Annotated in this window: 18 protein-coding genes and 1 pseudogene; 3 read left to right on the forward strand and 16 right to left on the reverse strand. The window is 58.5% G+C overall.

Going from position 1 to position 26471, the window contains the following annotated elements; translation table 11 throughout:
- The 8 genes and pseudogenes from AC1DIH_RS05315 to AC1DIH_RS05350 form a co-directional block, all read right to left on the reverse strand.
- Positions 1 to 1317 (reverse strand): HlyD family type I secretion periplasmic adaptor subunit, encoded by a 1317-nt coding sequence (locus AC1DIH_RS05315; RefSeq protein ID WP_477770888.1) that lies wholly within the window; start codon positions 1315 to 1317, stop codon positions 1 to 3.
- Between the two features lie 14 nt (positions 1318 to 1331).
- On the reverse strand, positions 1332 to 3125 hold the full coding sequence (locus AC1DIH_RS05320) for a type I secretion system permease/ATPase (protein WP_477770889.1): 1794 nt from the start codon (positions 3123 to 3125) through the stop codon (positions 1332 to 1334).
- Positions 3126 to 3342: 217 nt separating this feature from the next.
- A complete protein-coding gene (locus tag AC1DIH_RS05325) occupies positions 3343 to 3729 on the reverse strand; it encodes an AprI/Inh family metalloprotease inhibitor (protein ID WP_477770890.1) in 387 nt (128 codons plus the stop codon).
- A 103-nt stretch (positions 3730 to 3832) separates the two neighbouring features.
- Entirely contained in the window at positions 3833 to 5257 is a 1425-nt protein-coding gene (locus AC1DIH_RS05330) for a serralysin family metalloprotease (RefSeq protein WP_477770891.1), read from the reverse strand.
- A gap of 570 nt (positions 5258 to 5827) precedes the next feature.
- Complete coding sequence (locus tag AC1DIH_RS05335; RefSeq protein WP_477770892.1) at positions 5828 to 6286, reverse strand: REP-associated tyrosine transposase; 459 nt, start codon at positions 6284 to 6286, stop codon at positions 5828 to 5830.
- A gap of 219 nt (positions 6287 to 6505) precedes the next feature.
- Positions 6506 to 6676, reverse strand: a pseudogene (locus AC1DIH_RS05340) (spermidine/putrescine ABC transporter substrate-binding protein PotF); the annotation flags it as partial.
- 108 nt (positions 6677 to 6784) lie between these two features.
- Complete coding sequence (locus tag AC1DIH_RS05345; protein ID WP_477770893.1) at positions 6785 to 8191, reverse strand: NAD(P)/FAD-dependent oxidoreductase; 1407 nt, start codon at positions 8189 to 8191, stop codon at positions 6785 to 6787.
- Positions 8192 to 8241: 50 nt separating this feature from the next.
- Entirely contained in the window at positions 8242 to 9057 is an 816-nt protein-coding gene (locus tag AC1DIH_RS05350; protein ID WP_477770894.1) for an AraC family transcriptional regulator, read from the reverse strand.
- 274 nt (positions 9058 to 9331) lie between these two features.
- On the opposite strand from AC1DIH_RS05350, the gene AC1DIH_RS05355 reads away from it, so the two are divergent.
- Positions 9332 to 9607, forward strand: a complete 276-nt coding sequence (locus AC1DIH_RS05355) for a DUF1652 domain-containing protein (protein WP_019690213.1) — start codon at positions 9332 to 9334, stop codon at positions 9605 to 9607.
- A gap of 79 nt (positions 9608 to 9686) precedes the next feature.
- Here AC1DIH_RS05355 and AC1DIH_RS05360 read toward each other — a convergent pair whose 3' ends face one another.
- Positions 9687 to 12161, reverse strand: coding sequence for a UvrD-helicase domain-containing protein (locus AC1DIH_RS05360; protein ID WP_477770895.1), 2475 nt, complete (start codon positions 12159 to 12161; stop codon positions 9687 to 9689).
- Between the two features lie 276 nt (positions 12162 to 12437).
- Here AC1DIH_RS05360 and AC1DIH_RS05365 point away from each other — a divergent pair, with 276 nt between their 5' ends.
- Positions 12438 to 13133 (forward strand): pirin family protein, encoded by a 696-nt coding sequence (locus AC1DIH_RS05365; RefSeq protein WP_477770896.1) that lies wholly within the window; start codon positions 12438 to 12440, stop codon positions 13131 to 13133.
- A gap of 202 nt (positions 13134 to 13335) precedes the next feature.
- Here the strand turns inward: AC1DIH_RS05365 and pgm are convergent, their stop codons facing one another.
- From pgm to AC1DIH_RS05385, 4 genes are all read right to left on the reverse strand, one after another.
- Positions 13336 to 14982 (reverse strand): phosphoglucomutase (alpha-D-glucose-1,6-bisphosphate-dependent), encoded by a 1647-nt coding sequence (gene pgm / locus AC1DIH_RS05370; RefSeq protein ID WP_477770897.1) that lies wholly within the window; start codon positions 14980 to 14982, stop codon positions 13336 to 13338.
- 125 nt (positions 14983 to 15107) lie between these two features.
- Positions 15108 to 16508, reverse strand: a complete 1401-nt coding sequence (locus AC1DIH_RS05375) for an aminotransferase-like domain-containing protein (protein WP_477771080.1) — start codon at positions 16506 to 16508, stop codon at positions 15108 to 15110.
- Between the two features lie 55 nt (positions 16509 to 16563).
- Positions 16564 to 18039, reverse strand: coding sequence for a hypothetical protein (locus AC1DIH_RS05380; RefSeq protein WP_477770898.1), 1476 nt, complete (start codon positions 18037 to 18039; stop codon positions 16564 to 16566).
- A 598-nt stretch (positions 18040 to 18637) separates the two neighbouring features.
- A complete protein-coding gene (locus AC1DIH_RS05385; RefSeq protein WP_054597238.1) occupies positions 18638 to 19660 on the reverse strand; it encodes a zinc-dependent alcohol dehydrogenase family protein in 1023 nt (340 codons plus the stop codon).
- A 267-nt stretch (positions 19661 to 19927) separates the two neighbouring features.
- On the opposite strand from AC1DIH_RS05385, the gene AC1DIH_RS05390 reads away from it, so the two are divergent.
- Positions 19928 to 20842: a LysR family transcriptional regulator gene (locus tag AC1DIH_RS05390; RefSeq protein ID WP_019690206.1), complete on the forward strand. Its 915-nt coding sequence runs from the start codon at positions 19928 to 19930 to the stop codon at positions 20840 to 20842.
- Between the two features lie 16 nt (positions 20843 to 20858).
- On the opposite strand, the gene fabF is transcribed toward AC1DIH_RS05390, so the two are convergent.
- The 3 genes from fabF to AC1DIH_RS05405 are packed head-to-tail and all read right to left on the reverse strand — an operon-like array spanning position 20859 to position 26465.
- A complete protein-coding gene (gene fabF, locus AC1DIH_RS05395) occupies positions 20859 to 22151 on the reverse strand; it encodes a beta-ketoacyl-ACP synthase II (protein ID WP_477770899.1) in 1293 nt (430 codons plus the stop codon).
- Between the two features lie 58 nt (positions 22152 to 22209).
- The gene (locus AC1DIH_RS05400; protein ID WP_477770900.1) at positions 22210 to 25359 is read right to left on the reverse strand and encodes an efflux RND transporter permease subunit; all 3150 of its coding nucleotides are present in this window, start codon (positions 25357 to 25359) and stop codon (positions 22210 to 22212) included.
- Complete coding sequence (locus AC1DIH_RS05405; protein WP_477770901.1) at positions 25356 to 26465, reverse strand: efflux RND transporter periplasmic adaptor subunit; 1110 nt, start codon at positions 26463 to 26465, stop codon at positions 25356 to 25358. The genes AC1DIH_RS05400 and AC1DIH_RS05405 overlap by 4 nt, the downstream gene beginning before the upstream one ends.
- Positions 26466 to 26471: the final 6 nt, after the last annotated feature.

The following is a 26471-nucleotide window of genomic DNA, read 5'->3' on the forward strand; positions in this document are numbered from 1 at the left end:
TTATTCCTCGGTCAATGCGGAGCCTGCCCGGTCGAGCAGAGGTTTGAACAGATAGTTGAGGAGTGAGCGTTCGCCGGTGCGCACGAACATCTCGGCCGGCATGCCCGGCTTGATCACCAGACCGTTGAGTTTCTCCATGGCCACGTCACTGACGCTGCTGCGCAGCACGTAGTACGGCACGCCGGTTTTCTCGTCGACCATCTGGTCGGCGGAAATCAGGCTGACTTCGCCCGGCACGCGCGGTGTCTTGCTCTGGTTGAAGGCAGTGAACAGGATGTCCACCGGCAAGTGGCTACCGACCTTGTCGATCAGGTTCACCGGCAAATGACCCTCGACCTCCAGACGCGTGCCCTGGGGCACGATTTCCAGCAAGGTTTCGCCCGGACGAATCACCGCGCCTTCGGTGTGCACACCGAGGTTGACCGCGATGCCGTCGGCTGGCGCGACGATTTCACTCTGTTGCAGATTAAAACCGGCCGAGGTCAGTTGCTGCTCGAGGGTCAGGCTCTTGAGCTGCGCGTCCGCCAACTGGCTGCGTACCTCTTTCTGGTATTCCTCGCTGTGCTGTTGCAGCTTCAAGCGCGTTTCAAGAATGCCCTGCTCCACTCGCCCGCTTTCGCCGCTGTTCTGCGCCAGTTGCTGTTGCACCTGCGAGAGCTGACGCTGGAATTCCATCAGCCGGTTGCGCGGGATGTAACCGTTGTCCGCCAAGGGTTGCAGGTTGGTCAGTTGCTGGCGCAGGGATTCGGCCTGCGCGGTCAGGTCGGTGCGCGCCCGGCGCATCCCAGCCAGTTGTGCGTTGGCACCTTCGATGTTGGCGCGCATCCCGGCCTGCTCACGATCAAACGCTTCGCGGCGGCTGCTGAACAGTTGCCGCTGGCCTTCCAGCACCAACGCCAGTCGCGGGTCGGGGTCGTTGCTCAGTTCGGCCGGGAAACTCACCTGCTTGAGGTTGTCACGCTCGCTTTGCCAACGCGCCAGGCTGGCCCAGGCCATGCGGTACTGGGCTTGCAGGGATTGCACATCGGCTTCGACCTGCGTCTGGTCGAGGCGAAACAACGGTTGCCCTTGCTTCACCGCCTCACCTTCACGCACCAGAATCCGGCTGAGCACCCCGCCGCTCATCGATTGCACGGCCTTGCGCTTACCGGACACCACCACCGTGCCCTGCACCGGAATCCCCTGATCGAGAGGCGCCAGGCTGGCCCAGAGAAAAAAGCTGCCGGCGCCGACCACGGCGAGTATCCAGCCCAGGCGGGCAAAATAACCGGCGTCGCGCTCAGGACGCTCCGGTGCGTAAGCTTGTTCGATTGTCATGCCGCTGTCCTTGCTCATACACCACTACTCTTGGTCGGGGCCTGATACTGGCGGCTCATGCTGAGCCCGGCCGGTGCTGCGGCTTTTTTTTCCCGTGGCTGTTCCTGTTGTGCGCCAGACTGCTGTGCGCCAGACAGCGCCTTGAGCACTTCCTGACTCGGTCCAAAGGCTTGCAGGCGGCCTTCGTTGAGCACCAGCAACTTGTCGGCCTGGGCCAGCGCCGAGGAACGGTGGGTCACCAGAATCACGCTGGTGCCCTGGGCTTTCATCTGTGCGATGGCACTGGCCAATGCAGCCTCGCCAACGGTGTCAAGGTTCGAATTCGGCTCATCGAGCACCACCAGGCTCGGCTTGCCATACAGCGCTCGGGCCAGGGCCACGCGCTGTTTCTGGCCGCCGGACAAACCGCTGCCATCCTCGCCCAGCACGGTGTCGTAGCCGTGCGGCAGGCGCAGGATCATCTCGTGCACACCGGCCTGCTGCGCGGCCTCGACCACCTTCTGCGGGTCGGCTTCGCGAAAGCGCGCGATGTTTTCGGCGACGCTGCCGCTGAACAGTTCGATGGCCTGTGGCAGATAGCCGATGTAGGGACCGAGGTCGTCGCGGTTCCAGCGATGGATGTCCGCACCGTCCAGCCGCACGGTGCCGACCAGGGTTGGCCAGACGCCCACCAGCACCCGGGCCAGGGTCGACTTGCCGGAGCCGGAAGCCCCCAACACACCTAACACTTCACCAGCCCTGAGGTTGAAATTGACCATGTGCAGGGTTGCTGTGCGTTGACCTGGCGGGCCGGCGCTGACCTGTTCGAAGGTCACTTGGCCCTTGGGCGCAGGCAACTCCATGGCATCTTCATTGGGTGGGAACTCTTGCAGCAGAGCGTCCAGCCGTCGGTAAGCCAGCTTCGCCCCGCTCCATTGCTTCCAGACAGCAATCAACTGATCGATCGGGCTCAGAACCCGGCCCATCAGGATGGACCCTGCGATCATCATCCCGGCGGTCATCTCGCCCTTGATCACCAACAAGGCACCCAACCCCAGCACCAGCGATTGCAGGCATAGACGCAGGGTCTTGCTGAAGGAGCTGATGACCGCGCCGGTATCGCTGGCCTGGTTCTGCAAGCCGAGAAAACGTGAATGCACCTGGAACCAGCGTTTGCGCAACGCCCCGAGCATGCCCATCGCCTGGATGGTCTCGGCGTTATGCAGGTGACTGGTGGCCAGTTGCGTGGACCGCTGCGAGTAACCGCCGGCCTCACCCAAGGGTTTTTTGGTGATCGCCTCATTGAGGAACGCCAGACCGATCAACAGCACCGCGCCGACGGTAGCGAACACCCCAAGCCAGACATTGAACAGATAAATCACGAACAGGTAGACCGGAAACCACGGTGCATCGAAGAACGCGAACAGCGCAGGTCCCGTGACGAACTGGCGAATGTGGGTCAGGTCGCCCAACGACTGGCCGGCGTTGCCCTCGCCCTTGAACAGATTGCGCTCGAAGGCGGCCTGATAGACCCGCAGATTGAAACGTCGCTCCAGTTGGCTGCCGATGCGAATCACGATGAAGCTGCGCACGGTCTCCAGCAAACCGATAAACGCAAAGAAACCCACCACCATCAGCGACAGCATGGCCAGGGTGGTTTCATTCTGCGACGAGAGTACCCGGTCATAGACCTGGAGCATGTAAATCGACGGCACTAACATCAGTACGTTAATCAATGCGGTGAAACAACCGACGCTGATCAGAATACTTTTATAGTCGCCCAGCGCCTTCAATAGCGGTGCAGTGGGAGTGGTCTTCGCCATTCTCATTGATCTTCCCTGAGCTGATAGCCCGTGCGGTAGTTCGACACGGTTCCAATAAACTGCCCCCCACGCTGGCTGGGACATGCTTTTAATAATGCAACTGGCAGGCGAACGAACTCTATGTCATGACGATATAGAGTTCAGGTTATTTACCGGTCAGCAAAAAACTGTGAGGGCGTCGTTATTTCCATTACAGGAAAAGACTCGACTTACCCTGGCGCTCTTAGTTTGGAGCGCGTTGCAGGACAATCTGCGGATCAGAGTGTTTGGTACTTTCGTAGCGCCCTTCCTGCTGTCGGCCAAGATGAATAATTCTTGAACCTTCTTTACCCGTCAGCGATATACCGTCGGGTTCCGGGAACCAACCAACGGGTGTTTCACTCAGCCAACTGGCGAGGCATTGAATATCGCCCGCCAATGTTTGATTTTGCACAAGTTCCAGTGAACAGGTGTTCTGCGGCTGTGCCGTCAGGTAAACCTGCCATTGCCCGGCCAGTTCCGACGGGTCCGCTAATCTCAGGCTGCTTGCCATGGCTACATCTCCAGAAAACATCATCAGCGTGGCAATCAGCCAGGCCATTGCCCTGTAGGTAAAGGCGTTATGGGTCATAAGGTGCTTCGTTCCAGGTTGTAGCCTATGCAGCCTCGCCTACCGCAGCGGTGCTGGCAAGGACAAAGGGCAGCGCAGATGCGCTGCCCCCATAGTCATCGACTCAGGCCACAATGTCCGTGGTAGCTGCCTGGCCAATGGTGGTGACCAGGAAGTCCGCCACGCCATGCCCGGAAAAGTCGATGGCAAGGCTGCTGCCACCGGAGATCGTGCTCAATACCGCGTCGCCCGCTGCACCGGTGAACGAATTCACGAAGTGCAGGCCTGCGCCGTTGGTAATGGCACTCAGGTCGATTTTGTCCAGACCGCTGGTGAAATCCAGGATCTGATCGGCCGCCCCCGGCTTGGAGTCGGAGCTAGCTGCAAACACGAAGGTGTCGGAACCGCTGCCACCCCAGAGTTTGTCCGCGCCACCGGCACCGTAGATGATGTCGTTGCCGGCACCGCCCTTGAGCTCGTTGGCCACGCTGTTACCGATCAGCAAGTCGTTGCCCGAACCGCCGATGGCGTTCTCGATGGTCACACCCTTGGCAATGGAAACGTTGCCTACCATGCCACCAACGTCGGAGAACGAGGCTTCATTGAGGTTGATCTTCTGGTTTTGGGTGAAACCGGAGAAGTCCAGGGTGTCCTTGCCGCCCGCGTCCCACACCGAGAACACGACTTTGTCCGACGACGAGGTCGCGCTGTAGAAATCGCGGCCGGCGTTGGAGTTGAAGCCGTAGGTGGTGTCACCGGTACGGGTGCTCATGTTGGCGCCGTAGAGCTTCTGCACCGCAGCGATATCGTCCATCAACGGACCGGACGAATAAGCCTCGACGCCACCCTTGCTGAAGTTCTGGTTGGTGTTGCTTTCACTCCAGTAACTCATGAGGCTGTAGCCGCGCGTGTCCTGGCCATAGGACGCATCGTTGTAGGTCGGGTTGCCTTCGCCGGCGTTGTAGTCGCCAGGGTGAGACAGGCCGAGGGTGTGGCCGATTTCGTGAGTCAGGGTCTGACGACCGTAGTTGTTCACGCCCGGGGTCTTGTTGACGTTGTAGCCACTGCCGGTCAGGTACCACGATTGGCCGTCATAGCCAGGCTCGGTACCCGGCAGGAAGGCGAATGCTGCTGCACCTTCCTGGCCGCCACTGTAGTTGCCGAAGGTCATGTGACCGTCACCGCCCTTGGCGGCTTCAGTGAAGGTGACATTGGCCACGTCTGCCCAGGATTGCATGGCGAGCACGGCCTGAGCCTTCTGCAAAGAGCTGAACTGGCTAAAGCCGGTAACGCCCAGACCGCTGAAGTTCGACGTCGGTGCGGTCAGAAACGTGTACGTGAGTTCGATCTTGCCGCTGCCGTTGAGATCGTGCCAGGAGGCACCATCACGCAGCAGTTGCGTCGCAGCTTGATCTACCGAGTAGGAGGGTTTGCCATTGACCGTAAGATTGCCGCCACGGTCATACTGATGGCTGAAACTATCGATCTGCGACCACGCACTACTTGTGGCGGCCAGTGAGTCAATAGCGTTCACTTTTACTTTCGACATAAACACACTTCCTTGTTTAGCAATGGAACAGTTTTTGTCAGACAGCGACAATCTCTGGCGAGATCGTCCTATCACTCGCCCAATGAAGGCGTAAGAAAGCTGACACATTTCGAAATCAGACGTCTACTATTTTTTTGACGTCAAATTGAACTGCTCCACAAAACTCCCGAAAACAATGACCGACGAGTCGAAATAATCTTTGTGGTTCAATCCCTCAATAGGATTGTCGGACAATCTTCTATTTAAATATTAAATAGCAGTACAGTTGTATTTGATTACTACGTCGCAGTTTTATTTGGATTCCTTCACCCACTTATACTCAATACGCGCAGTAAATATTCGGATTGAAGTACATCAACTGCCGGGTTTACGAAGCCGCCGTAAAACCATGCCCTGCGGTGCATCAGATTCACCGAGTCGTCCGCATTGGCGAGCGCTGCGCCCGAACGCGGACCGACTCGAACGCCGGCTGCGCCAGCTGCTACAAAAGCTGCGGTGCGCACACACCCTGTAGCAGCGGCCGCAGGCCGCGTTCGGCTGCGAAGCAGTCGTAAACCAGGCGCCTCGGCATTAGAACCAGCACGCATCCCATAACGGATAATCGTGAACCCGTTGAACCAACCCGGCACGAATCGGGTTTTGAATGACGTATCGTGCAAGGGTTTTCACGTCTTCGTCAGTGCGAACAGCGCGATCGTGATACCCCTTCTGCCACAAACGTCCTTTACGCCCCAATGCCTGATTCACCGCCAAACTACTGCGCGACTTGATACGACACATCACTTGCGCCAACGTCTTTTCTCGCAGTTCAAGCAGGCAATGAAAATGATCTGGCATCACAACCCAGGTCAAGAAATCTGCCCAATCATCTTCCTGAACAAGCTTGAGTTGCTCCACGACCAACCGCCCCAAGCGCCAATCCGCAAAAACCGGATGGCGCTGATGGACGACTGCAGTCAGCAAATAAATCCGCCCAACCTCCGACACCCGTCCCTTGCGCAATAGTCCCGCATTCGTTGAAACAGGCATTCCTTGCCCCTTCATCCATTCATAGGTGGCTCGGAACTTACAACGATAACGACATTCAGGCTGGCGCAAAGCTCAACCAGATGTAACCCCTCAACTCCCCGTCCGAATCTTCTTCCACAACCGTGAACGAATCCGGTCGATGTTCAGTGGCATGGACTCCAGCGCAATCAGCTTGCCCATCATTTCCGGGCTCGGATACACCTTGGTGTCGCTCTTGGTTTCATTGCTGTCGTAGACGTCATAGCTGAAACCGATGCCGGTTTGCGCCTGGAAGTTTTTCATCGTGTCCGGGGCGATGTAGTCCGACCAGTTGTAGATCTTGACGGTTTCGGCGGCCTGACTGAGTGACGCAACGAGCATCAGCGGCGCCAGCAACAAGGGAGCCTTCATTGATGAAGCTTTGGGGGTACGGATCACGATTCGATTCCTGTATGGCGTTTTTATTGGCAGGTTTTCGGGTGATCAGAGGATCAGAAAATCAAGACGTAGGTACGGCGTTTACTGCATGAAACCTTCCATGAAACCCGCGACCCGAGAGGCCAGTCTGCGGCGCCATGGCGCGCTGGTCGGGTCGGCCAGGGTCTGGTCTTCATGGATGAAACTACGAATGATCGCGTTGTAGCCCAGCCAGCGCAGCGGCTCCGGCTCCCAGGCTTTGAGCGCGTCGAGGCCACCCTGCGTGATGACCCACGGCTGGCGGACCCGCTCGGTGTCGCGTCCAAGGATCAGGTCTGCCAGGGTCCTGCCGCCGAGATGGCTTGCGCCGACTCCCTCGCCGCCGTAACCGCCAGACAAGGCGATACCGTTGCACTGATCACAGAGCATGTGCGGCTTGAAACGTCGGGACATGCCGAGGTTGCCGCCCCAGAAATGGGTGATTTCGACATGCTTCAGCTGCGGGAAAAGCTCGCCAAACAGGTAGCGGCGCAACTCGACTTCATTGCGGGTCAGGTCAAAGTCGTGGCGTAGCTTGCCGGCAAACTGATAGCCGCCACGGGCACCGAACACCAGTCGGTTGTCGGCGGTGCGCTGACCGTAAGTCACCTGACGGCTGCTTTCGCTGAATGCCTGACCACGGTCCAGGCCAATCTCGTCCCAGGTCGCGGCGGACAAGGGTTCGGTCGCCACCAGCAGGCTCTGCACCGGTAATTGATATCGCCCCAACGGTGCCAGCGTCACGGCGTAGCCTTCCACGGCCGGCACGATCCAACGGCTGCGCACTGAAGCTTTGGCGGTGCGCAAACGGCCGGACTGCCACTGTGTGACCGGGCTGTTTTCGTAGATGTTGACGCCCATGCGCTCCACCGTCCGCGCCAGGCCACGCACCAGCTTCGCCGGCTGGATCGTCGCGCAATGTGGCGCATACACTCCGCCGTAGGGTTTGGCCACACGGATCTGCTGAGCGAGTTGCTCGGGGTTGAGCCAGCGGTAATCGGCTTCATTCAGGCCCTGGCGGTAGAGCGAGTCCAGATAGCGGCGCAGGCTGCTTTCCTGTTCGGGGTAACGAGCTGCGCAGTAAAGCACCCCACCCTTGCGAAAATCGCAGTCGATGCCCTCTCGTTCGAGGACAACTTGCACTTCATCGGGAATGCAGTGCAGCAAATCAAAAGACGCGCGGCGCTGCTCAGCCGGCAAGCCTGCGAGTAAACGCTCCTCGCCCAGCAAATTACCCATCAGCCAACCGCCATTGCGCCCCGATGCACCGAAACCGGCGGTCCTGGCTTCAATGATGGCGATCTTCAGGTCAGGCGCCTGACGCTTGAGGTAATAAGCGGTCCAAAGACCGGTATAACCAGCGCCGATGATTGCGATATCGACGTCCAGGTCCTGCTCAAGCGACGGCCGAGCCAGCAACGGCTCCTCAAGCTGATCCATCCACAAACTGATAGTGCGCCACGCCGGCATGCAAGACTCCGCCACTCAAACTTCGATGTCGTCGATCCTAGTGCCTCGGTTCAGTGGCTGTCTTGCGCGCGTGCACGCAAGGAAATTTGTTTGGCGTAGGTCTTGGGTGACAGGCCGGTGTGCTGGCGAAAGCAGCTGTAGAACGCCGAAAGCGAGTTGAAACCGGCGGCGAACGCCAGCTCGTCGATGCGCAGCGGCGGCGTTGCCGTGTCCAGCGCTGCCAGCAAGTGCCGCAGGCGTGCCTGGTTCACGTAACGGTAAAAGCTCTGGCCGAGCACCTGGTTCAGCAGATAGGAAATCTGATTTCGGCTGTAGCCACACTCCTTCGCCACCCGTTGCAGATCGAGTTCCGGGTCGAGATAGGGTTGCTGACGCTCGAAGTACTGTTGCAGGTCCTCAGCCATGAAACTCAATTGCCGCGGCGAAAGCCCCAGTCGACTGACCGCCGGGCGCGAGCTGGCGGCCGACTTGCTGGACGCCTGTTCGTGGACCAGCGAGGCGTATTCATTGACGCGCCAGATCAGCCCGTCGCGCACGGTGATCGCCTCGCTGGAGCGAAACGACACCAAGCCTTCGCCGCCGCGTAACGTCACCCGGTACTGAATGAATGCGGTGTTGCCGTCCAGGCGAATCCGGTCCGAATGTTCCAGCGCCTCATCCGGATCGCGCGGCATGCTGCTGCGCACGTACTCGCGCAGCTCACTCAAACCAAGCGTGCGGTTCTGGAAAAAGTCGTTGTACTGGATGTCCGGGTGATACAGCGCCATGACGCCGTCCAGGTCCCGGTGCTTCCAGCACAAGTGATAACGCAGCACGGTTTCGCCGGTTGCCCGGGTTTGCAGCGGGCCATCATCGTGGGCAGGCATAGGGCACTCAACGACAGAAAAACCGAGCTTGCCGAACTTCGGCCAAGGCTTCAATGCTCACTTTAATCGACAGATACAGCGGCGCTCCGGCCGATGCCCCACAAAACATGATCCAGATCAATGACAGCGCTTCAATCGCCAAACGGCCTTAAAGATTTCACGGTCCTTTCACCAACGAGTGCTATTTTTAAAATTCTAACGGTTGGGCCAGTGAGGGCTCATCCCTCCTAACTACGGGCTAACGGACGCGCTCGATGAACAAGGCGGGCAACACATGAATAGAGTGTCGTTGAGTAAGGTTACGTTTCCAAACGCCTGCCAGCTGATGCGCTGGTATTTTCATCCCATGGGATTCGAGGCGAGCATGGATGCCCCGGACAGTATGATTGCCCGGTTGTTTGATCGTGCCAGTGGCGAGACCATGATCGCCATTGCGGGAATTCCCTGCGCTACCGTGATGAACGCCGCCGATGTCGAACGCATAATCGAAGCGGTGGAAGATGAGCTTGAAGCCTTTGCTCCTCCGCTTGCCCTGAAAAGTGCTTCTTGAGCCGCACCCTTGATATCAAAGCCCACGCAGCGTGGGCTTTTTTCGTTCGGAGGCATTCCGGATGCCTGCACCATCCTGTTCAGGCTGACGGCTTGCCAACTCGCTGATCGGCGAAGAAAGGCTTGCCCTGCGCGATCCTGTCGGATGCCTTGGGCATATTGACCGATTGATTGTCCTGGCCATCGACATACCAATAGCAGTGCTTCACTGCCCGGGTGATGCCAACGTAAGCCAACCGCAGAATTTCGTCTTTCTGTGCACTGTCATAAGGCTCCGCGTCGCCGTCCTTGCCCAGCCCGGCCATGCGATAGACCTGATTCTTGTACGGTGAACTGGTCAGGTGCTGGCAATCGCCGAGCAGGAATACCGCGTCTGCCTGAAGCCCCTTGGCACTGTGATAGGTCAGCTGCTTGAGCCGTCGAGCCTCGAACGGCAAGCTAGAATCAGCATTAACTACAGGCAAAATATGCTCTTCAATCAATGACTTATCGCTACTTTTTCGATAAAGCATCAAGATTGAATCACCGTTTCGATAGTGTTCCGTCAGACGCTTGGCCATGGCCGAATCATCCCGATCATGGACGTTGACCGGCAGCAGTTCCCCCGGCTCGCCACTGGCCTTGGCTTTTTTGCCGGGAATCGCCGGTGCGGCGCGCACGATATGCTCGGCAGCGTCGATGATGTGCTGATGGCTGCGGTAGTTTTCGCTGAGCATTACCCGTGTGGTAGCGGGTGACGGAAATTCCTTGTTGAACTCCATGAAGTACTTCGGCGAACTGCCGCGCCAGCCATAGATCGACTGCCAGTCATCGCCGACACACAGTAGCGACGAGCGTTGCGCCCCGCGCCCGATGTGCATGGCCGGACCACGGCTGCGGATTTCCATCAGGGTTGCGCGAATCCAGGAGACGATTTGCGGGGAAACGTCCTGAAATTCATCGATCATCAAATGCGACATCGGTCGCAGCAACTCATCGCTCAGCAGCTTGAGGTTTTCTGGCGAATGCTCGCTGAACAAGGCGAACATCCGGTTGTAGGTCATCACCGGCGGCGACTGATCCAGCAGGTGATCCTCCAGGGCTCGCCAGTACAGGCTGAGCGCTTCAAAGAACAAACGGTCCGGATCGTCCTTGGCGAAACTCATCTGGCCCACGGCAGCCGGAACATCCAGCCCAAGGTTTTCGATAAAGCTGGCCGCCGCGACAAAACAGTCGAGCAGCGGCGCGGAACCCAGTTCGCCCTTGACCTTGTAATCGAACCCCGGCCCGGCGCTGGCATCCCCGGCCAGCGTGGCCAAGACGCGTTTTGAAGACTCGTAGCTATCTAGCCAAATCAAAGGCTTACGGCAGAAAGCTTGAAATAGGGTGCGCTTGACTGCCCATTCGGCGCGAACCGTCAGTTTGGCGTTGGGACGGCTGACTTGCGGGTTTTCACGAGGGTCGAAGCCTAGGACCACCCAGGCGTCGAGCGTCGGGATGTAACCGTGACAATGGAAGGTCGAACCGTTGATCTCGAATGTCTGGCGGCTCGGCTCAATGCCCTTGATCGGCCAGGCGCCTGCGTGAATCCACAGATCTTCGACGACATCGCAGAGTTCTTCATCGCGCTTGGCCGCCAGTTCAGTCACCGCCATACGCTTTTGCACATCCGGATGATCGCGTTCCAGCTCCTTGAGCTGCAAGGCATGACGGGACAGCGGCGTGATCAGCTCGCGAAAGCGCTCGCTTTGGGTAAACAGCCGGTGAAAACAGGCATTGAGTAGTTGGCGCTGAGTGTCGTTGATCCGCAGATCGAACGGGTTGCTGTCGACCTCTGCCTCATCGAACAGCGAACGACCGCTGAGGTTTTCGAAGGCCTGCAGCCGCTCGAATCCCGGCAGGCTGCGGACCATCGGCAGAATGCGTGAGTGGAAAGTTCGCACCAGATCGCGGGCGTCTTTCTGGGAGAGCGCTCGGCCCCACACGGCAAACAGCCCGATCAGCTTGTTGATGAAGTCCTTGCGCGATTCGCGGGTGAATGTCACCACGGTCAACGAATCGAGTTCAAACCCCAGGTAATGGGTCAGCAGCAAAATGCGCAGCGCCAGGGTTGTGGACTTCCCGGCGCCCGCCCCGGCGATCACCGAAGTCGAAGGGGTGTCGCTGAAGATCATCTTCCACTGTGCAGCACTCGGCTGCGCCGATTCCGGCAACAAGCGGGCGACATCGGCCTTCATGCGTTTCTTGATCTCGGCACTCAGCGGCAGCCGCCAGTCGTCGAACAGGTTTTCATCAATGCGCGGCGCCGGATGCTCGGTGGATCGACTGTCGCGGATCAGCAGTACCTGACGGCCTTCCTCTATTCCGTCCAGCTTGCCTTCCTTGTAGCCGTAGTCGACGCCGGCGCTATGACCGCTGCGAAAGCCGTCGGCCTGGCCGTGCAGCCAGGACGCCCGATGCTGCGCGTGCAGGCGGTTGAGGCCGTGGCCAAAAAAACGCGCGGCCAGGCGTTTGAGCAACGGCATCTCGGCCAGGGGCAAAAGCTCGGAAGGAAGATCGGGATTGTGGCGCGGCACGCTGACTCCAGGGTGTGAGGCTGTTGCAGGCTATGGTGTCTTCATTTGCCGGCGAGTTCTAGTCAAATGCTTATCCATCATTGGTTTAAGCGATGAAGTGAATGCTGAAACGTAGAATATAGTCTTTAAATAACATCTAATAAACTGATCAGATTAAGGCAGTTTTTACGCTTTTTATCGATTGTTGACTGATAGATGATGTTTGCCATCAACCACCGGTTCTCGTTTTGCGGCTCAAGCGTTCCGCCCCATGACGAACCTTTTCAGGAGACGATCATGCTTGAACTCAGACCCTTCAATTCCCTGGGCGGCGCCCACCATGGCTGGTTGGATGCCCATCATCACTTTTCGTTCGCCGAGTACCATGACCCCAAGCGCATGAACTGGGGCAACCTGCGGGTGTGGAACGACGATGTGATTGAGCCGGGTACCGGATTCCCGAAACACCCGCATCGGGACATGGAAATCATCACCTACGTTCGCGAAGGTGCGATCAGCCATGAAGACAACCTGGGTAACAAGGGCCGCACCGAGGCCGGTGATGTACAGGTCATGAGCGCCGGCACCGGGATTGCTCACAGCGAGTACAACCTGGAATCGACATCGACGAAGATTTTCCAGATCTGGATCATCCCGAATGAAACCGGGTTGGCGCCATCCTGGGGTGCCAAACCGTTTCCCCAAGGTCAGCGCGAAGGTTTCGTCACCCTGGCCAGCGGCAAGGCCGGCGACGACCAAAGCCTGCGGATCCGCGCCGATGCACGGTTGGTGGCGGCAAACCTGAAAGCTGGCGAAACCGCCGAGTATCAACTGGACAACGGTCGCCGGGCGTACCTGGTGCCTGCCACCGGAGTCATTGAAGTCAATGGCTTGCGTGCACAAGCTCGAGACGGTGTAGCGGTTGCGCAGGAACAGGTGCTGCGGGTGACCGCCATCGAGGACAGTGAAATCGTGTTGGTGGACCTGGCTTGATGCGCTGAAGGTCGGATGCAAAAAGGGGTGACCATTTAGGTCACCCCTTTTTGCTTACAATCGATGTTGGCTGCACTGCCTTCATCGCGGGCATAGTTTCTACACATCTAGCTGTCCCAGCACTCGTAGCAGCTGCTACGGAGGTGGTGCTTCACCGTATGTCAAGGTTGTGTAGATTCCTATGCAGTGATGGGGCCCTCGATTATTTGGTGCTGATGGCGCTGTCTACCAGTGTCTGGGCTTCGCTGACCAACTGCTTGAGGTGAGCGTCGCCAATGAAGCTTTCGGCGTAGATCTTGTAGATATCCTCGGTGCCCGAAGGACGTGCCGCGAACCAGCCATTTTCGGTCATGACTTTCAGCCCGCCGATTGCCTGGTCGTTACCCGGCGCCTTGCTGAGAATGCTCTGGATCGCTTCGCCAGCCAGTTGTGTCGACTTGACCTGGTCCGGTGACAGCTTGCCGAGCAAGGCTTTTTGCTCAGGGTTGGCCTTGGCGTCGACGCGTACCGAGAACGGCTCACCCAGTTCATCGGTCAGTGCGCGATAAGCCTGGCTTGGATCACGCCCTGTGCGAGCAGTCATTTCAGCCGCCAGCAAGGCTGGAATCAGACCGTCCTTGTCGGTGCTCCAGACGCAGCCATCCTTACGCAGGAACGAGGCACCGGCACTTTCTTCGCCACCAAAACCCAGCGAGCCGTCGAACAGGCCATCGGCGAACCATTTGAAACCGACCGGCACTTCGTACAGACGACGATTCAGACGCTTGGCAACGCGGTCGATCAAGCCACTGCTGACCACGGTTTTACCCACCGCCGCATCGGCGCGCCATTGCGGACGGTTCTGGAACAGATAGTCGATGGACACGGCCAGGTAGTTGTTCGGTGCCAGCAAGCCGCCGGACGGGGTGACGATGCCATGACGGTCGTGGTCCGGGTCGCAGGCGAACGCCACGTCGAAACGCTCTTTCAGACCGATCAGGCCTTGCATGGCATAGCTCGACGATGGGTCCATGCGAATCTGACCGTCCCAGTCGACGGACATGAAGCGGAACGTTGGATCGACCTGGGTGTTCACCACTTCAAGGTTCAGGCGGTAATGCTCGGCAATCGCCGACCAGTAGCGCACCCCTGCTCCGCCCAACGGGTCCACGCCCAGGCGCAGGTTGGCGCCACGGATGGCGTCGAAGTCGATCACGTTGACCAGATCGGCGACGTAGGTATTGAGGTAATCGTGACGATGGGTGGTGCTGGCCTTGAGTGCCTGCTCGTAGCTGATGCGTTTGACACCGGCAAGCTTGTTGGCCAGCAACTCGTTGGCCTTGGCCTCGATCCACTTGGTGATGTGGGTATCGGCCGGGCCACCGTTGGTGGGGTTGTACTTGTAACCGCCGCTTTGCGGTGGGTTATGCGATGGCGTGATGACGATGCCGTCCGCGAGCCCCGACGTACGGCCGCGGTTGTAGCAAAGAATTGCGTGGGAAATAGCCGGCGTCGGCGTGTACTCGTCGCCTTCGGCAATCATCACGGTCACGCCATTGGCGGCGAGGACTTCCAGCGCACTGGCGCCGGCCGGCGTCGATAGCGCGTGGGTGTCGATGCCGACAAACAACGGGCCGTCGATTCCCTGGGCTTCGCGATACAGGCAGATGGCCTGGCTGATGGCCAGAACGTGCCATTCGTTGAAACTCAGCTCGAACGAGCTGCCACGATGGCCTGAAGTACCAAACGCGACGCGCTGGGTCGAAACGGAGGCATCGGGCTGGCCGGTGTAATAAGCCGTTACCAGTCGCGGGATGTCGACCAACAACTCTACGGGTGCCGGTTTGCCCGCAAAAGGACTGAGTGTCATGCAAAACCTCTGAAAAAGAGTGGTTCAGGAATGGGGACGCAGTTTACTGGCAGTTTGACCAGAGAGCGACGATATCTATCCAGACAAAATCTATCCAGACATCGGCTGGGTATATTGACGCCCGGTCAATCGATGAGTTCAAGCCTCAACGCATCTGCCAGCATCGTCAATGCAGCCTCCAGGTCATGCTGCCCGCTGAATGTGTGGCTGAGCCTGACGTGCTGCGAATGCAGCCCATGCAGGCTGAACAGTTCACCGGGAGCAATCACCACCTGTTGCTTGAGCATGCGCTGGAAGACCCGCCGCACATCGACCGGCCGTAACGAGCGCGCCCAGATGGTCGCCCCGCCCGCCGGCTCGACAAACTCCAGCGAGTCGCTCAGACGGTCCTGCAGCATCTGGGTCATTCGGCCTTTTCGCTCTTTCAACAGCCGGCGCAACACCTGCAAGTGCTGGTCGATTCGGCCGCTGCTGTACAAACGCGCGATGGCTTTCTGACGAATTGGCGACAGGCGAAACGAGCGCAGCAAAAAATGTCGCTGCAATTGCGCGCTCAAATGCCGTGAAAGCAGATAACCGTAAGGCGCCTCAGGCCCCATGAGCTTTTCGAAGGTGGAAAACACGATCAGTCGATCAGGATCGAGCACATCGCGAAAACGACTTTCATTCGGCTCATGAGCGAGTTCGCCATACATGTCGTTTTCCAGTACCCAACTGCCGTGTTGTTCCAACAGCTCGGCGGTGGATTGCCGGTTGTCCGACGGCATCAGGCTGCCGCGCGGCATGCTCACGCCCGACGACAGCACCACCAGGCGAACCGCCTCGGTCTGGAGCAAATGCTCGAGCAACTCGAGGTCAAGGCAGCCGTTGCTGTCTATCGGCAACTCGATCACCTGCACGCCAGCGGTCTGGAACAAGCGCAAAATGGCCCAGTCGCAGGGCGATTCGACCAGCACGGTCGCATCCTTGAGTTCGAGCACTGCGATCAGTATTTCCAGCACACCCCGCCAGTCGGCACCGATGTAAACATCATCGGCGTGCCAGCAGCGTGCCGGTGAAGTGGTGTAGCGTGCCGCCAGCGCGGTGCGTAATTCCAGCTCGCCACACGGCTGCGAGTGAAGCTGCGGCTGACGCGGATACTGGCGCACCAGTTCTCGCTCCAGCAGTAACAGTGGACTGTCCAGCGACTGCAGAAGCGCGGGTTCGTCGATACTCAGGACCAGCATTCCCGGGCGCCTCGCGCTGACATAGACCGTTTCAAGCAGGTCGTTGCCGCTGCTGAACGACGTGTTCAAGGACACCGGCAACGCGTAGTAGCCGGACTTTGCCACCGAATACACTCGCCCTTCTTTCTCCAGCAGCGAATAAGCGTACTGGATAGTTGAAATCGACACGTTCAACCGGTCTGCCAGTTGCCTTAGCGAAGGCAGCTTGATCGGTGCTTCAGTCGCCATTTCATTAATCAGGGTGGTCAGGTATCGGTACACGGCCTGGTAGGCAAAATCGGTTTCCCTTTGCCCCTTCATGAACGCTGGCCAATCGCGGTGCAGGTAGTGTTTGAATCGGTCAAACCAGACTCCTTCAACGTCTCGCTGACCGTTCACTCAGCGCGTCATCCACCTCAAACTTTCCCGTGCCTGCGGCACTCAAGCCCGAATCACCTGCTTCGAGCCCGATCCCGGACACCGAACGCATGCCGTAGAGCTTGCAGATCAGGCTGACCGGCAGACCGCTGACGTCGATCATCCATTGCATGACTTGCTCTGGAGCGGCGTTGCCCTGCATCGCCTTGTGCAGCTCGGGCATCGCCACCAACATGCCGGGATGGCAGCGGCGCAAAAAGTGCTCGAGCCCGGCACCGGCATCGACAAAGGGAGCGAACAGCAGGCACAGCTGCTGTGTTTCATTGAGCCCCAATACTTGCTGAGCCTCGGCCGACGCCTGGGTCCGAAGCTCGGCCATTGCCTGCGGATTGCCGTAGACCTCCAGCACCTGCTCGCAAAGCCGCTCGGGCAGACGTCGTTTACGCATCTTCAACAACGCCCGTTGTATGTACTCGCTGAATCCGCTTTCGTAGGCCAGGCCATTCACGAAGCAGGCCTGCAAGCCCCCCAAATGGGCCGAGAGCAAAGGACTGGCAAATTCGTTTTCGCGCAGGTGAACGTCAATTTCATCCGGTTGCAGCCCGAGAAAGTCGGTCAGCAATGGCCAACGCTCCTCCATGTTGCCGGTCACGAGGTCCTGGATATCGATGTAGTCTGCGCCGCGTCGCGCCTCAAAACTCTCGCGTGGCCGCCACTCGACTGTTTCATGGCCCGCATAAAGCTTGCGATAACAATCGCCGCCCAATTGATCGAGCGTTGAAAACAATCCTTCATAACTGAAGGCCGGATGAGTGATTGCCGGCAAGCCGGCCTTTTGTGCCTCATGCATCAGGCCGGCCAAGAACCGCTTTTGCTGACGCACGGTTTCACCGCTGATCAACGCATCGACACCGCCCTCCCAACGGGCCATCTGCGAGTAGAACTCGCCTGTCGCCAGATAGCCGTCGCCACACGCTTCAAACACCCCGCCGGCCCCTCGCAAATGGCCGAGCATCAGCATGTTGGTGCGATTCAAATCGCGACCAGCCTCAGACATCGGCGCCAGATGGCTGAAGGGCAACACCTCGCGGTTATCGGCCATCACCACCTCGACCCGCGGATCGTCGTAGACAAACAGGGCACCGTAGCTGCTATGAATATTCTCCATGATCATCGACGTCGTCCCGCCCAGCCGTAGCGTGGCGACACGCAACTGAAAGGTTGCTGGCGCTCTGCCCGCGATACTCAACTGCGCGGCACGCAGGAATGCCAGTGTGTAGCAACTGTCGCGCGTTCCAGAGTGCATCATCAGCACCTTGTAAGTACCGATTCTGTCCATTCCCCCGGCAGCCACCACCAGACGCTGGATCAACAGCTGCAATGCAGTACGTTCCGCGCGAGAAAAGAAACTCAGCAACCGCTGCAAAACTTGCTGATAGACATAGTTCATCGCTTGATCATGAGTTGTGCTCATTGTCATTTACCTGATATTCAAAAAGTCGGCATCGCACAAACAATCATTTGCTTGCACGACCTGCGATCGATGCTGGCTGATAACGGCTTATCGTGAGTATCTGCTTTCAAATGCTAACACTTTGGTTGTGGTAACTATTTGAAACGATTGTTATAGGAATAACAGTCACGACCGAGCCAATCGCCCACAACCCCCTAGGCCATGAGCTCTGGCGGAGCGGATGGGCGGCCTAGGATTTTTCCGACAACGTCCCACAGACAATGAGCACGAGAAATAAGGAAGCCAGAACAAGGCAATACTTCCATAACTAACAAGCGAACCGCTTACTTGCCGCGTTTCAACGCGAAGCGCAAGCGAGCAATGGTCCGTATACATAGCACCAAAAGCAGTACTCATTAAAAAAAGATACCCAGCCATGACTTATTCCTTGAGATGAAATTAATCATGCAATTATCAGGGCTTATATGATGATTAGAAGATACAGATCAGGAGCAAAAACCAGTTCAGTTGCTGAACCGGAAGAGGACAAAGAGGCAGGAGAGGATTGCCCGTCCAACAAAAACGCAAGAGTCCGTCAACACGGACTCTTGCGCAAGCGTCATGCAGGTTCTACTTGAAGCGCCACTCGCTCGTGACACGGACATTCATCCATGTAACGGTGTGCCTGGACAAACTCGCTAAACGGGAAGACCCGGGTCTTGAGTGGCAGCAGTACACGATCAGCCGTCAACTGGTTGATATCGCGCAAGGCCCGCTGCAGTGCGACCTGGTCCTGAATGATCCCCAGTTCCGGTTTGCCGGTGAAGTTACCGATGCAGTGCACGAAGAACTGAATGTTTTTCTGGAACGCTGCGCAGGCCGGGAACGGCGTCTGGTTACCGCCTTGCAGGCCATACAGCACCAGGCTGCCACGAGGCGCCAGCACGTCACCGAGCATCGACATCTGCGGACCACCAAGGCCGTCGAATACCACGTCGACACCGCGGTTGTCGGTGAGCTTGTTGATCTGCATGAGCAGATCCTGCTCTTCAGTGACGATCACCTTCTCGGCACCTAGGGATAACAGGTACTCGCGCTCGCTGGCCGTTTTGGTCGCAGCAATGACCCGCACACCCAAGGCCTTGCCAAGCTGTACGAAGGACGGGCCGGCACAATGGCTCGCATCGGTGACCAGTGCAAACTGGCCGGGTTTGACCCGTGCCAGATCGGCGTAGGCAAAGTAGGCAACCAACAGCGGTGTGTAATGCACAGCGGCTTCGATCGGGCTGAGCACATCCGGATAGCGCGTCAGCGCCGAACGCGGCAGAACGATCTGCTCGCCGTAGACGGGATAGTCATTGGGACTTTCTGCCGGGAAGCTCGCGACCTTGTCACCCACGGCCAGATCATCGACACCTTCGCCGACGGCGGTGACCACGCCGGCCATTTCATGACCCAGGCCCGATGGCAACCGGGCATGGGATGACGCCAGGTTCTGGCGCCAGAGGATGTCATACCAACTGATGCCGATCGCTTCGACACGCACCTGCACTTCGCCCGGCGCTGGCAGAGCTGCCGCATGCTCTTCGCATTTGAGCACCTCGGCAGGACCAAACTTGTGAAAACGGATCGTGCGGGACATCGCAAACCTCGTCAAAGTAACCTCTAATGCCATGAACTCTATCTGGGCTTTCTGGCCAAGACCATCAGTGGCTATTAATAGTCGACATGCCTGTCATTGATTCCGCAGCTCCGGCAATACGTCAATAAACGTAGAAAACCGAACCAGCATTGTGGGAAAAATGAATTACTCGGTGCAGAGTAACAGCCTTTCCCCGTAAGATTCATGCCGGCCATTGTTCTCATATGGCCGCTCTCGTCAAGTTTGCTGACTCTGCCAGGACTCCAGATGAATCGTAATGACCTGCGTCGTGTCGACCTGAACCTGTTGATCGTGTTCGAAACCCTCATGCATGAACGCAGCGTGACCCGCGCGGCGGAGAAGCTGTTTCTCGGTCAGCCGGCCATCAGTGCGGCGTTATCACGCCTGCGCAGCCTGTTCGACGACCCGCTGTTCGTGCGTACCGGACGCAGCATGGAGCCTTCGGCCCGGGCGGTGGAAATCTTCGCCCTGCTCTCTCCGGCGCTGGATTCGATTTCTACCGCCGTCAGTCGCGCCGCTGAATTCGACCCGGCCACCAGCACCGCGGTATTTCGCATCGGTCTCTCGGATGATGTCGAGTTCGCCCTGCTGCCGATGCTGTTGAAGCGCCTGCGTGCCGAGGCCCCCGGCATCGTGCTGGTGGTGCGACGTGTCAACTATCTATTGATGCCGAGCCTTTTGGCGTCGGGCGAAATCTCGATTGGCGTCAGCTACACCACCGATCTGCCCGCCAACGCCAAACGCAAAGTCCTACGACGCAGCATGCCGAAACTGCTGCGCGCCGACTCGGTCCCCGGCGCCTTGAGCCTGGACGACTTCTGCGCTCGCCCCCATGCCCTGGTGTCCTTCGCCGGCGACCTCAGCGGTTTCATCGATGAAGAACTGGAGAAACTCGGACGCAAGCGTCATGTGGTGCTCGCGGTTCCACAGTTCAATGGATTGGGCACGCTGTTGGCCGGCACCGATATTCTCGCCACCGTGCCGGACTACACCGCCGATGCACTGACCGCCGCCGGAGGCGTACGCGCCGAAGACCCGCCGCTGCCGACACGAACCTTCGAGCTGCACATGGCCTGGCGCGGCTCTCAGGACAACGATCCGGGTGAGCGCTGGCTAAGGTCGCGGATTCAGATGTTTTTTGGGGATCCTGATAGTTTGTAACAACCCCCCGCCAGGCTCAAAATTCAGGCTCCCAGCGGCGGAACAGGACGCTGGCGTTAACACCACCAAACCCGAACCCATTTGAGAGCGCGTGCCTTATCAACGTCTTCCGGGACTTCAGGCCGACCAGATCGAGCCCGACGGCCGCCTCATCGGGATGAACCAGATTCAACGTGGGGGGCACGACCTGGTCACGAAGCGCCAGTACGGTGAAGATGGCTTCAATACCACCGGCCGCTCCCAGAAGATGCCCGGTGGCGGACTTGGTCGAAGTGATCGCCACGCCCGAGTCACTCCCGAACAACGAGCGAATTGCCGCCTGCTCCCCTTTATCGCCAACCGGAGTGGAGGTCGCGTGCGCGTTGATATGCTGCACGTCCGCAGGACTGACAGCGGCCTGCCGCAGTGCTTGCTCCATGGCGCGCCGTGCTCCGTTGCCATCTTCCGGACCTGCCGTCAGGTGATAGGCATCGGCGCTGGTGCCATAGCCGACCAGTTCCGCCAAGGGTTTGGCTCCACGTGAGAGGGCATGCTCCAGCGACTCGATTACAAGCAACCCGGCCCCCTCAGACATAACGAAGCCGTCACGATCGCGATCAAAGGGACGTGATGCCTCCTGCGGACGCTGGGCAAAACCAGTGGATAGTGCGCGGGCGGCAGCAAAACACCCCAGAGTCACACGGTCTATCGCTGCTTCGGTACCGCCGCATATGGCGATGTCCGCCTCGCCACTTCTGATGAGCCTGGCCGCATCGCCGATAGCCTGCACCCCTGCAGCACAGGCCGTTATGGGCGCCCCGAGGGGCCCTTTGAAACCATGCCGAATGGAAACGTGCCCAGCCGCCATATTGGCGAGAAATGACGGTGCAGTGAACGGCGACAATCTGCGAGGGCCACGCGCGTCGGTGGTACGTACAGCGTCGGCAATCGCGCCAAAACCACCTACGCCCGATGCAATGATCGTAGCGGTACGCTCCTGGTCTGCGACATCCGTCGGATGCCAGCCGGCCTGCTCCAGAGCTTCGTGCGCGGCCACAAGCGCAAACTCGATGAAGCGATCCATCTTCTTGCGATCCTTGGCCGAGATAATGCGCTCCGGGTCGTAACCCGCGATGGCATCATCTTCTAAAGACGGCACCTGGCCGCCTACTGCAACGCCCGTACCCTCAGTAATATCGTCGGGCAGGCTACGGATGCCAGAACGTCCGGCCAGCAATCTCTTCCAGACTTCTTCTACTCCGCATCCCAGAGGTCCGACAATTCCGGCGCCCGTGACTACGATTCGCTTCTGACTTTCGAGATTAATCATTGAACCCTCTTCATTTTTCAGTCGACACCCAATAAAAACAGCAAGCTATGGTGTACGGCTAAAGCTTTGTGGTGAGGTGAGTGGCGAGAGGACGGGGTGGCGTCCTGTCCACTAGGCTTGCTTGCCTTTTCGCTGGTTCAGGTTGATCCGTATTGTCAGGACGGATCTTGAACCAGATGGAGTACATCGCTGGCAGGAACACCAGCGTCATGATGGTTCCGATGAACGTGCCTCCGATCAACGTGTAGGCCAGCGTCCCCCAGAAGACGGAGTGTGTCAGGGGAATGAACGCCAGGATTGCCGCCAGCGCTGTCAGCAGTACCGGGCGGGCACGTTGGACCGTGGCTTCGACCACCGCGTGAAACGGATCCAGCCCTTCTTGCGCGTTGTGATGAATTTGCCCAATCAGAATCAGCGTATTGCGCATCAAAATGCCTGAAAGGGCGATTAGACCTACCAGAGCGTTGATACCAAACGGCTGCTGGAAGATAAGCAGTGTCGGCACCACACCAATCAACCCCAGTGGCGAGGTGAGGAACACCATGATCATCGCCGAGATCGAACGTACCTGCAGAATAATGATCAGTAGCGTCATGGCAATCATGATCGGGAACAACGGCAACATCGCCTTACCGGCTTTGCCCGACTCCTCGATTGCACCCGCCTGCTCGATCCGGTACCCGTCAGGCAGCTTGTCGATGACCGGCTGCAGCTCTTTCATGATCACGCTCGAGACGTCCGGTGGCTGCAGGCCTTCGGCAATGTCACCGCGCACGGTAATGGTCGGCGTGCGATCACGACGTCGGAGGATCGGGTCCTCCATACGAACATCGACCTCTCCCACCTGAGACAGCGGAATCCGCTGACCCGCCGTGCCTACCAGCGTAAAGCCTTCTATCTTGGCGGGATCGAGCCGGATATCACCCGCTGCGCGACCAACCACCTGCACCGAACGAATGTCCTCACGAACTGCGGTGATCGGCACTCCGGCCAACAGGAACTGCAGTTGCTGCGCGACTGAGTTTGACGTCAACCCCACCGCCTCCAAGCGATCCTGATCCAGAGCCAAATGCAGCGTCGGTGTCAGTGGCCCCCAGTCAGTGTTGACGGTTCTCATCATCGAGCTCGATTGCATCACGTCCTGTACCTGGCCCGCGATCTCGCGCAATTTCGACGGATCAGGCCCCATCACCCGATAGGCAACAGGGAACGGCGAATACGGACCAAACACAAGCTGAGTCACCCTGACACGCGCTTCTGGGGCAAGTCCCTCGGCAGCGGCCTCGCGGAGACGGAACTTGAGGGCCTCGCGCTCCTCCTGGCTGTCCGTCAGCACCACAATCTTCGCGAAAGACGGATCGGGGAGTTCCGGCGCCATCGCCAGATAGAAACGCGGCGCGCCTTGCCCGATATAAGCGGTGACGATTTTTGCCTCATCCTGCTTTTGCAGCCAGGCCTCTATCTTGGCGGTAGTGGCGCTGGTCTGTTCAATGGAGGTTCCATAAGGCATTTGCACTTCAATCAATACCTCTGGACGGTCCGAGGTAGGGAAGAACTGTTTCTTGACCAGGCTCATGCCGAGAATCGCCACGCCAAACATTGCGATAACAGTACCGGCTACCAGCCATTTGCGAGCGATGACACGCGTCAACACCTGGCGGAAGTGGTTGTAATTTCGGGTGTTGTAGATGGCCGCATGACCACCCTCCACCTTTTTGATGTTCGGCAACATCTTCACGCCCAGGTACGGGGTAAAAGCCACCGCAACCACCCAGGAGGCAATCAGGGCAATGCCCACGATCCAGAACATGTTGCTGGTGTACTCGCCGGCTGTCGACTGCGCGAAGCCGTTGGGCATAAAGCCGATAGCCGTCACCAGCGTACCGGAAAGCATCGGTGCGGCTGTATGACTCCAGGCATACGCGGAAGCTTTGATGCGGTCGTAGCCCTCCTCCATTTTCACCACCATCATTTCGATAGCAATGATGGCGTCGTCCACCAGCAGTCCGAGCGCCAGAATCAACGAGCCGAGGGTGATACGGTCAAAGTTCTTTCCAGTGGCCGCCATCACCACAAACACCACCGCCAACGTCAACGGTACAGCCGCAGCGACCACAACGCCTACACGCCAGCCCATGCTGAGAAAACAGACAAGCATCACCACAAGCAGCGCGACGAAAAATTTGACCATGAACTCGCCGACGGCCGAACTGATATTTACAGATTGATCGGTGACCTTGGAGAGCGTCATGCCCAAAGGCATGCCTTCATTTATCTTGACCGTCTCCGCGTCCAACGCCTTGCCGAGGTCAAGACCGTTCCAGCCCTCACGCATCACGATCCCCAGCAACAAGGCCTCTTCACCGTTATTACGCACGAGAAAGGTTGCCGGATCTTCATAACCACGTTCGATCGTCGCCACGTCCGAGAGCTTCAGCGTCCGCCCCTGAACCGCAATGGGTGTGTCACGAATCTTTTGCACCTTATCGAAGGCGCCATCCAGCCGGAGGAAGACTTGTGGCCCGTTGCTTTCGATCGAACCGGCAGGCGTGAGCACGTTCTGATTGTTCAGCGCGGCAAAGATGTCCTGAGGCGATACGCCCAAGGTGGCCAGCCGATCATGGGAAAAGGAAACAAAGATGCGCTCGGGTTGCTCACCAATAATGTTGACCTTCTTCACGCCCGGCACATGCAACAGTTGTTGGCGCAACGATTCTGCATCACGTACCAACAGTCGCTGCGGTTCGCCTTTGGCTTTCAGGGCGAACAGTGCAAATGTCACGTCCGAAAACTCGTCGTTGACCATTGGCCCGATGACACCCGCCGGCAGCTTCCTGGCCTCATCGTCGAGTTTTTTACGCGCCTGATAGAACTCCTCCTGCACTTGCGAGGGCGGTGTGCTATCGCGCAGTGACACCATCGTGAAAGCGAGGCCTGGACGGGTGTAAGTTTCCGTGCGGTCGTACCATTTCAGTTCTTGCAGGCGTTTTTCAAGTGGCTCTGCTACCTGATCCTGCATCTCCTGTGCCGTGGCGCCCGGCCACGCGGTAATGACCGTCAATTGCTTGACCGTAAACGGAGGATCTTCCGCACGCCCCAGTTGGAAGAACGACAGGATGCCCGCAACGGCGATCAGGAAGATCAGAAACACCGTGATGGAGCGCTCACGAACGGCGATCGCGGAAAGATTGAAGCGCCCCTCGCTCATGGATGACTCCCGGCAACCTTGACGTCACCCGGTTGAGCCAGTCTCACCTCCTCACCATCGCGCAGCAGATGCGCGCCTAACGCTACAATCTGCTCGCCGACCTTGAGATCGCCTGCGACTCGCGCTGCGTCGTCGCTCAAGCCCAGGACCTGAACAGATCGCCAAGTCACTTTCGCCGGTGTACCGGCGATGACCCACACGCCAGTGCCTTGGCCTGGGTCATAAACGGCAGCGATCGGTACTTGCAGCCCCTGCCCTTGCGTGGTGCTTTCAGCGATCCGAAGTGTGACGGTCGAACCTAGCGGTGCATTGGCCAGTGCGCCCTCAAGCACATACCGCGCCTCGAAGGTGCGTGTCATACGGTCGGCCGAGTCAGAAAGCAGCCTCAGCTTCGCTGTAACTGCACCCGTGGTATTGCCATAAAGCGTCGCCTGCGCAGTGGATCCTGCTGTGGGGCGTAGCGTCTCGGGCAGATGCACGATGGCTTCGCGTTGCCCTGCCCGCGCCAGTCGAACCACGGGCTGTCCCGGGCTGACAACTTGTCCGGGCTCGGCGAGCGTCTCCACCACTACGCCGTCGGAATCCGCAAACAGCACCGCATAACCAGAAGCATTGCGGGCAACGTCAGCCTGCGCTTCAGCAGCGCTGAGCTGCGCTTTTGCGGTATCCGCTGCGGCTTTGATCTGGTCATAGGCCGATGCAGAAACAGCACCTGCGGCGACCAGGTCGCGATATCGCGCCTCGTCATCTGCAGTCTGCTTGGCTCGGGCCCGAGCGGCTATGACTGACTCTTGCTGTGCTCGCGCCTGCAACCCCAGGTCGATTGGGTCAAGGCGCATGAGTGGCTGCCCACGTTTAACGGTCTGACCGGTGTCAACCAGACGCTCAAGCACCTTGCCTGATACCCGAAAACCCAGATCGCCCTGGACGCGGGCAGCCACGACACCCGTGAAAGAACGTGAGACGTCGGACGAAGCCTGAACCGCAGAAGACCTCACCAAAGGGGCCTGCGTGCGTGGATCTTCAACGGTGGATGAGTCGCCACACGCCGTCAGGACGAGAGGCAACAAGCAAGCGGCAATGGGGACAGGTCGAAGTCGGCGCATAGGTTC

This window comes from Pseudomonas sp. 05N36 (assembly GCF_056397385.1).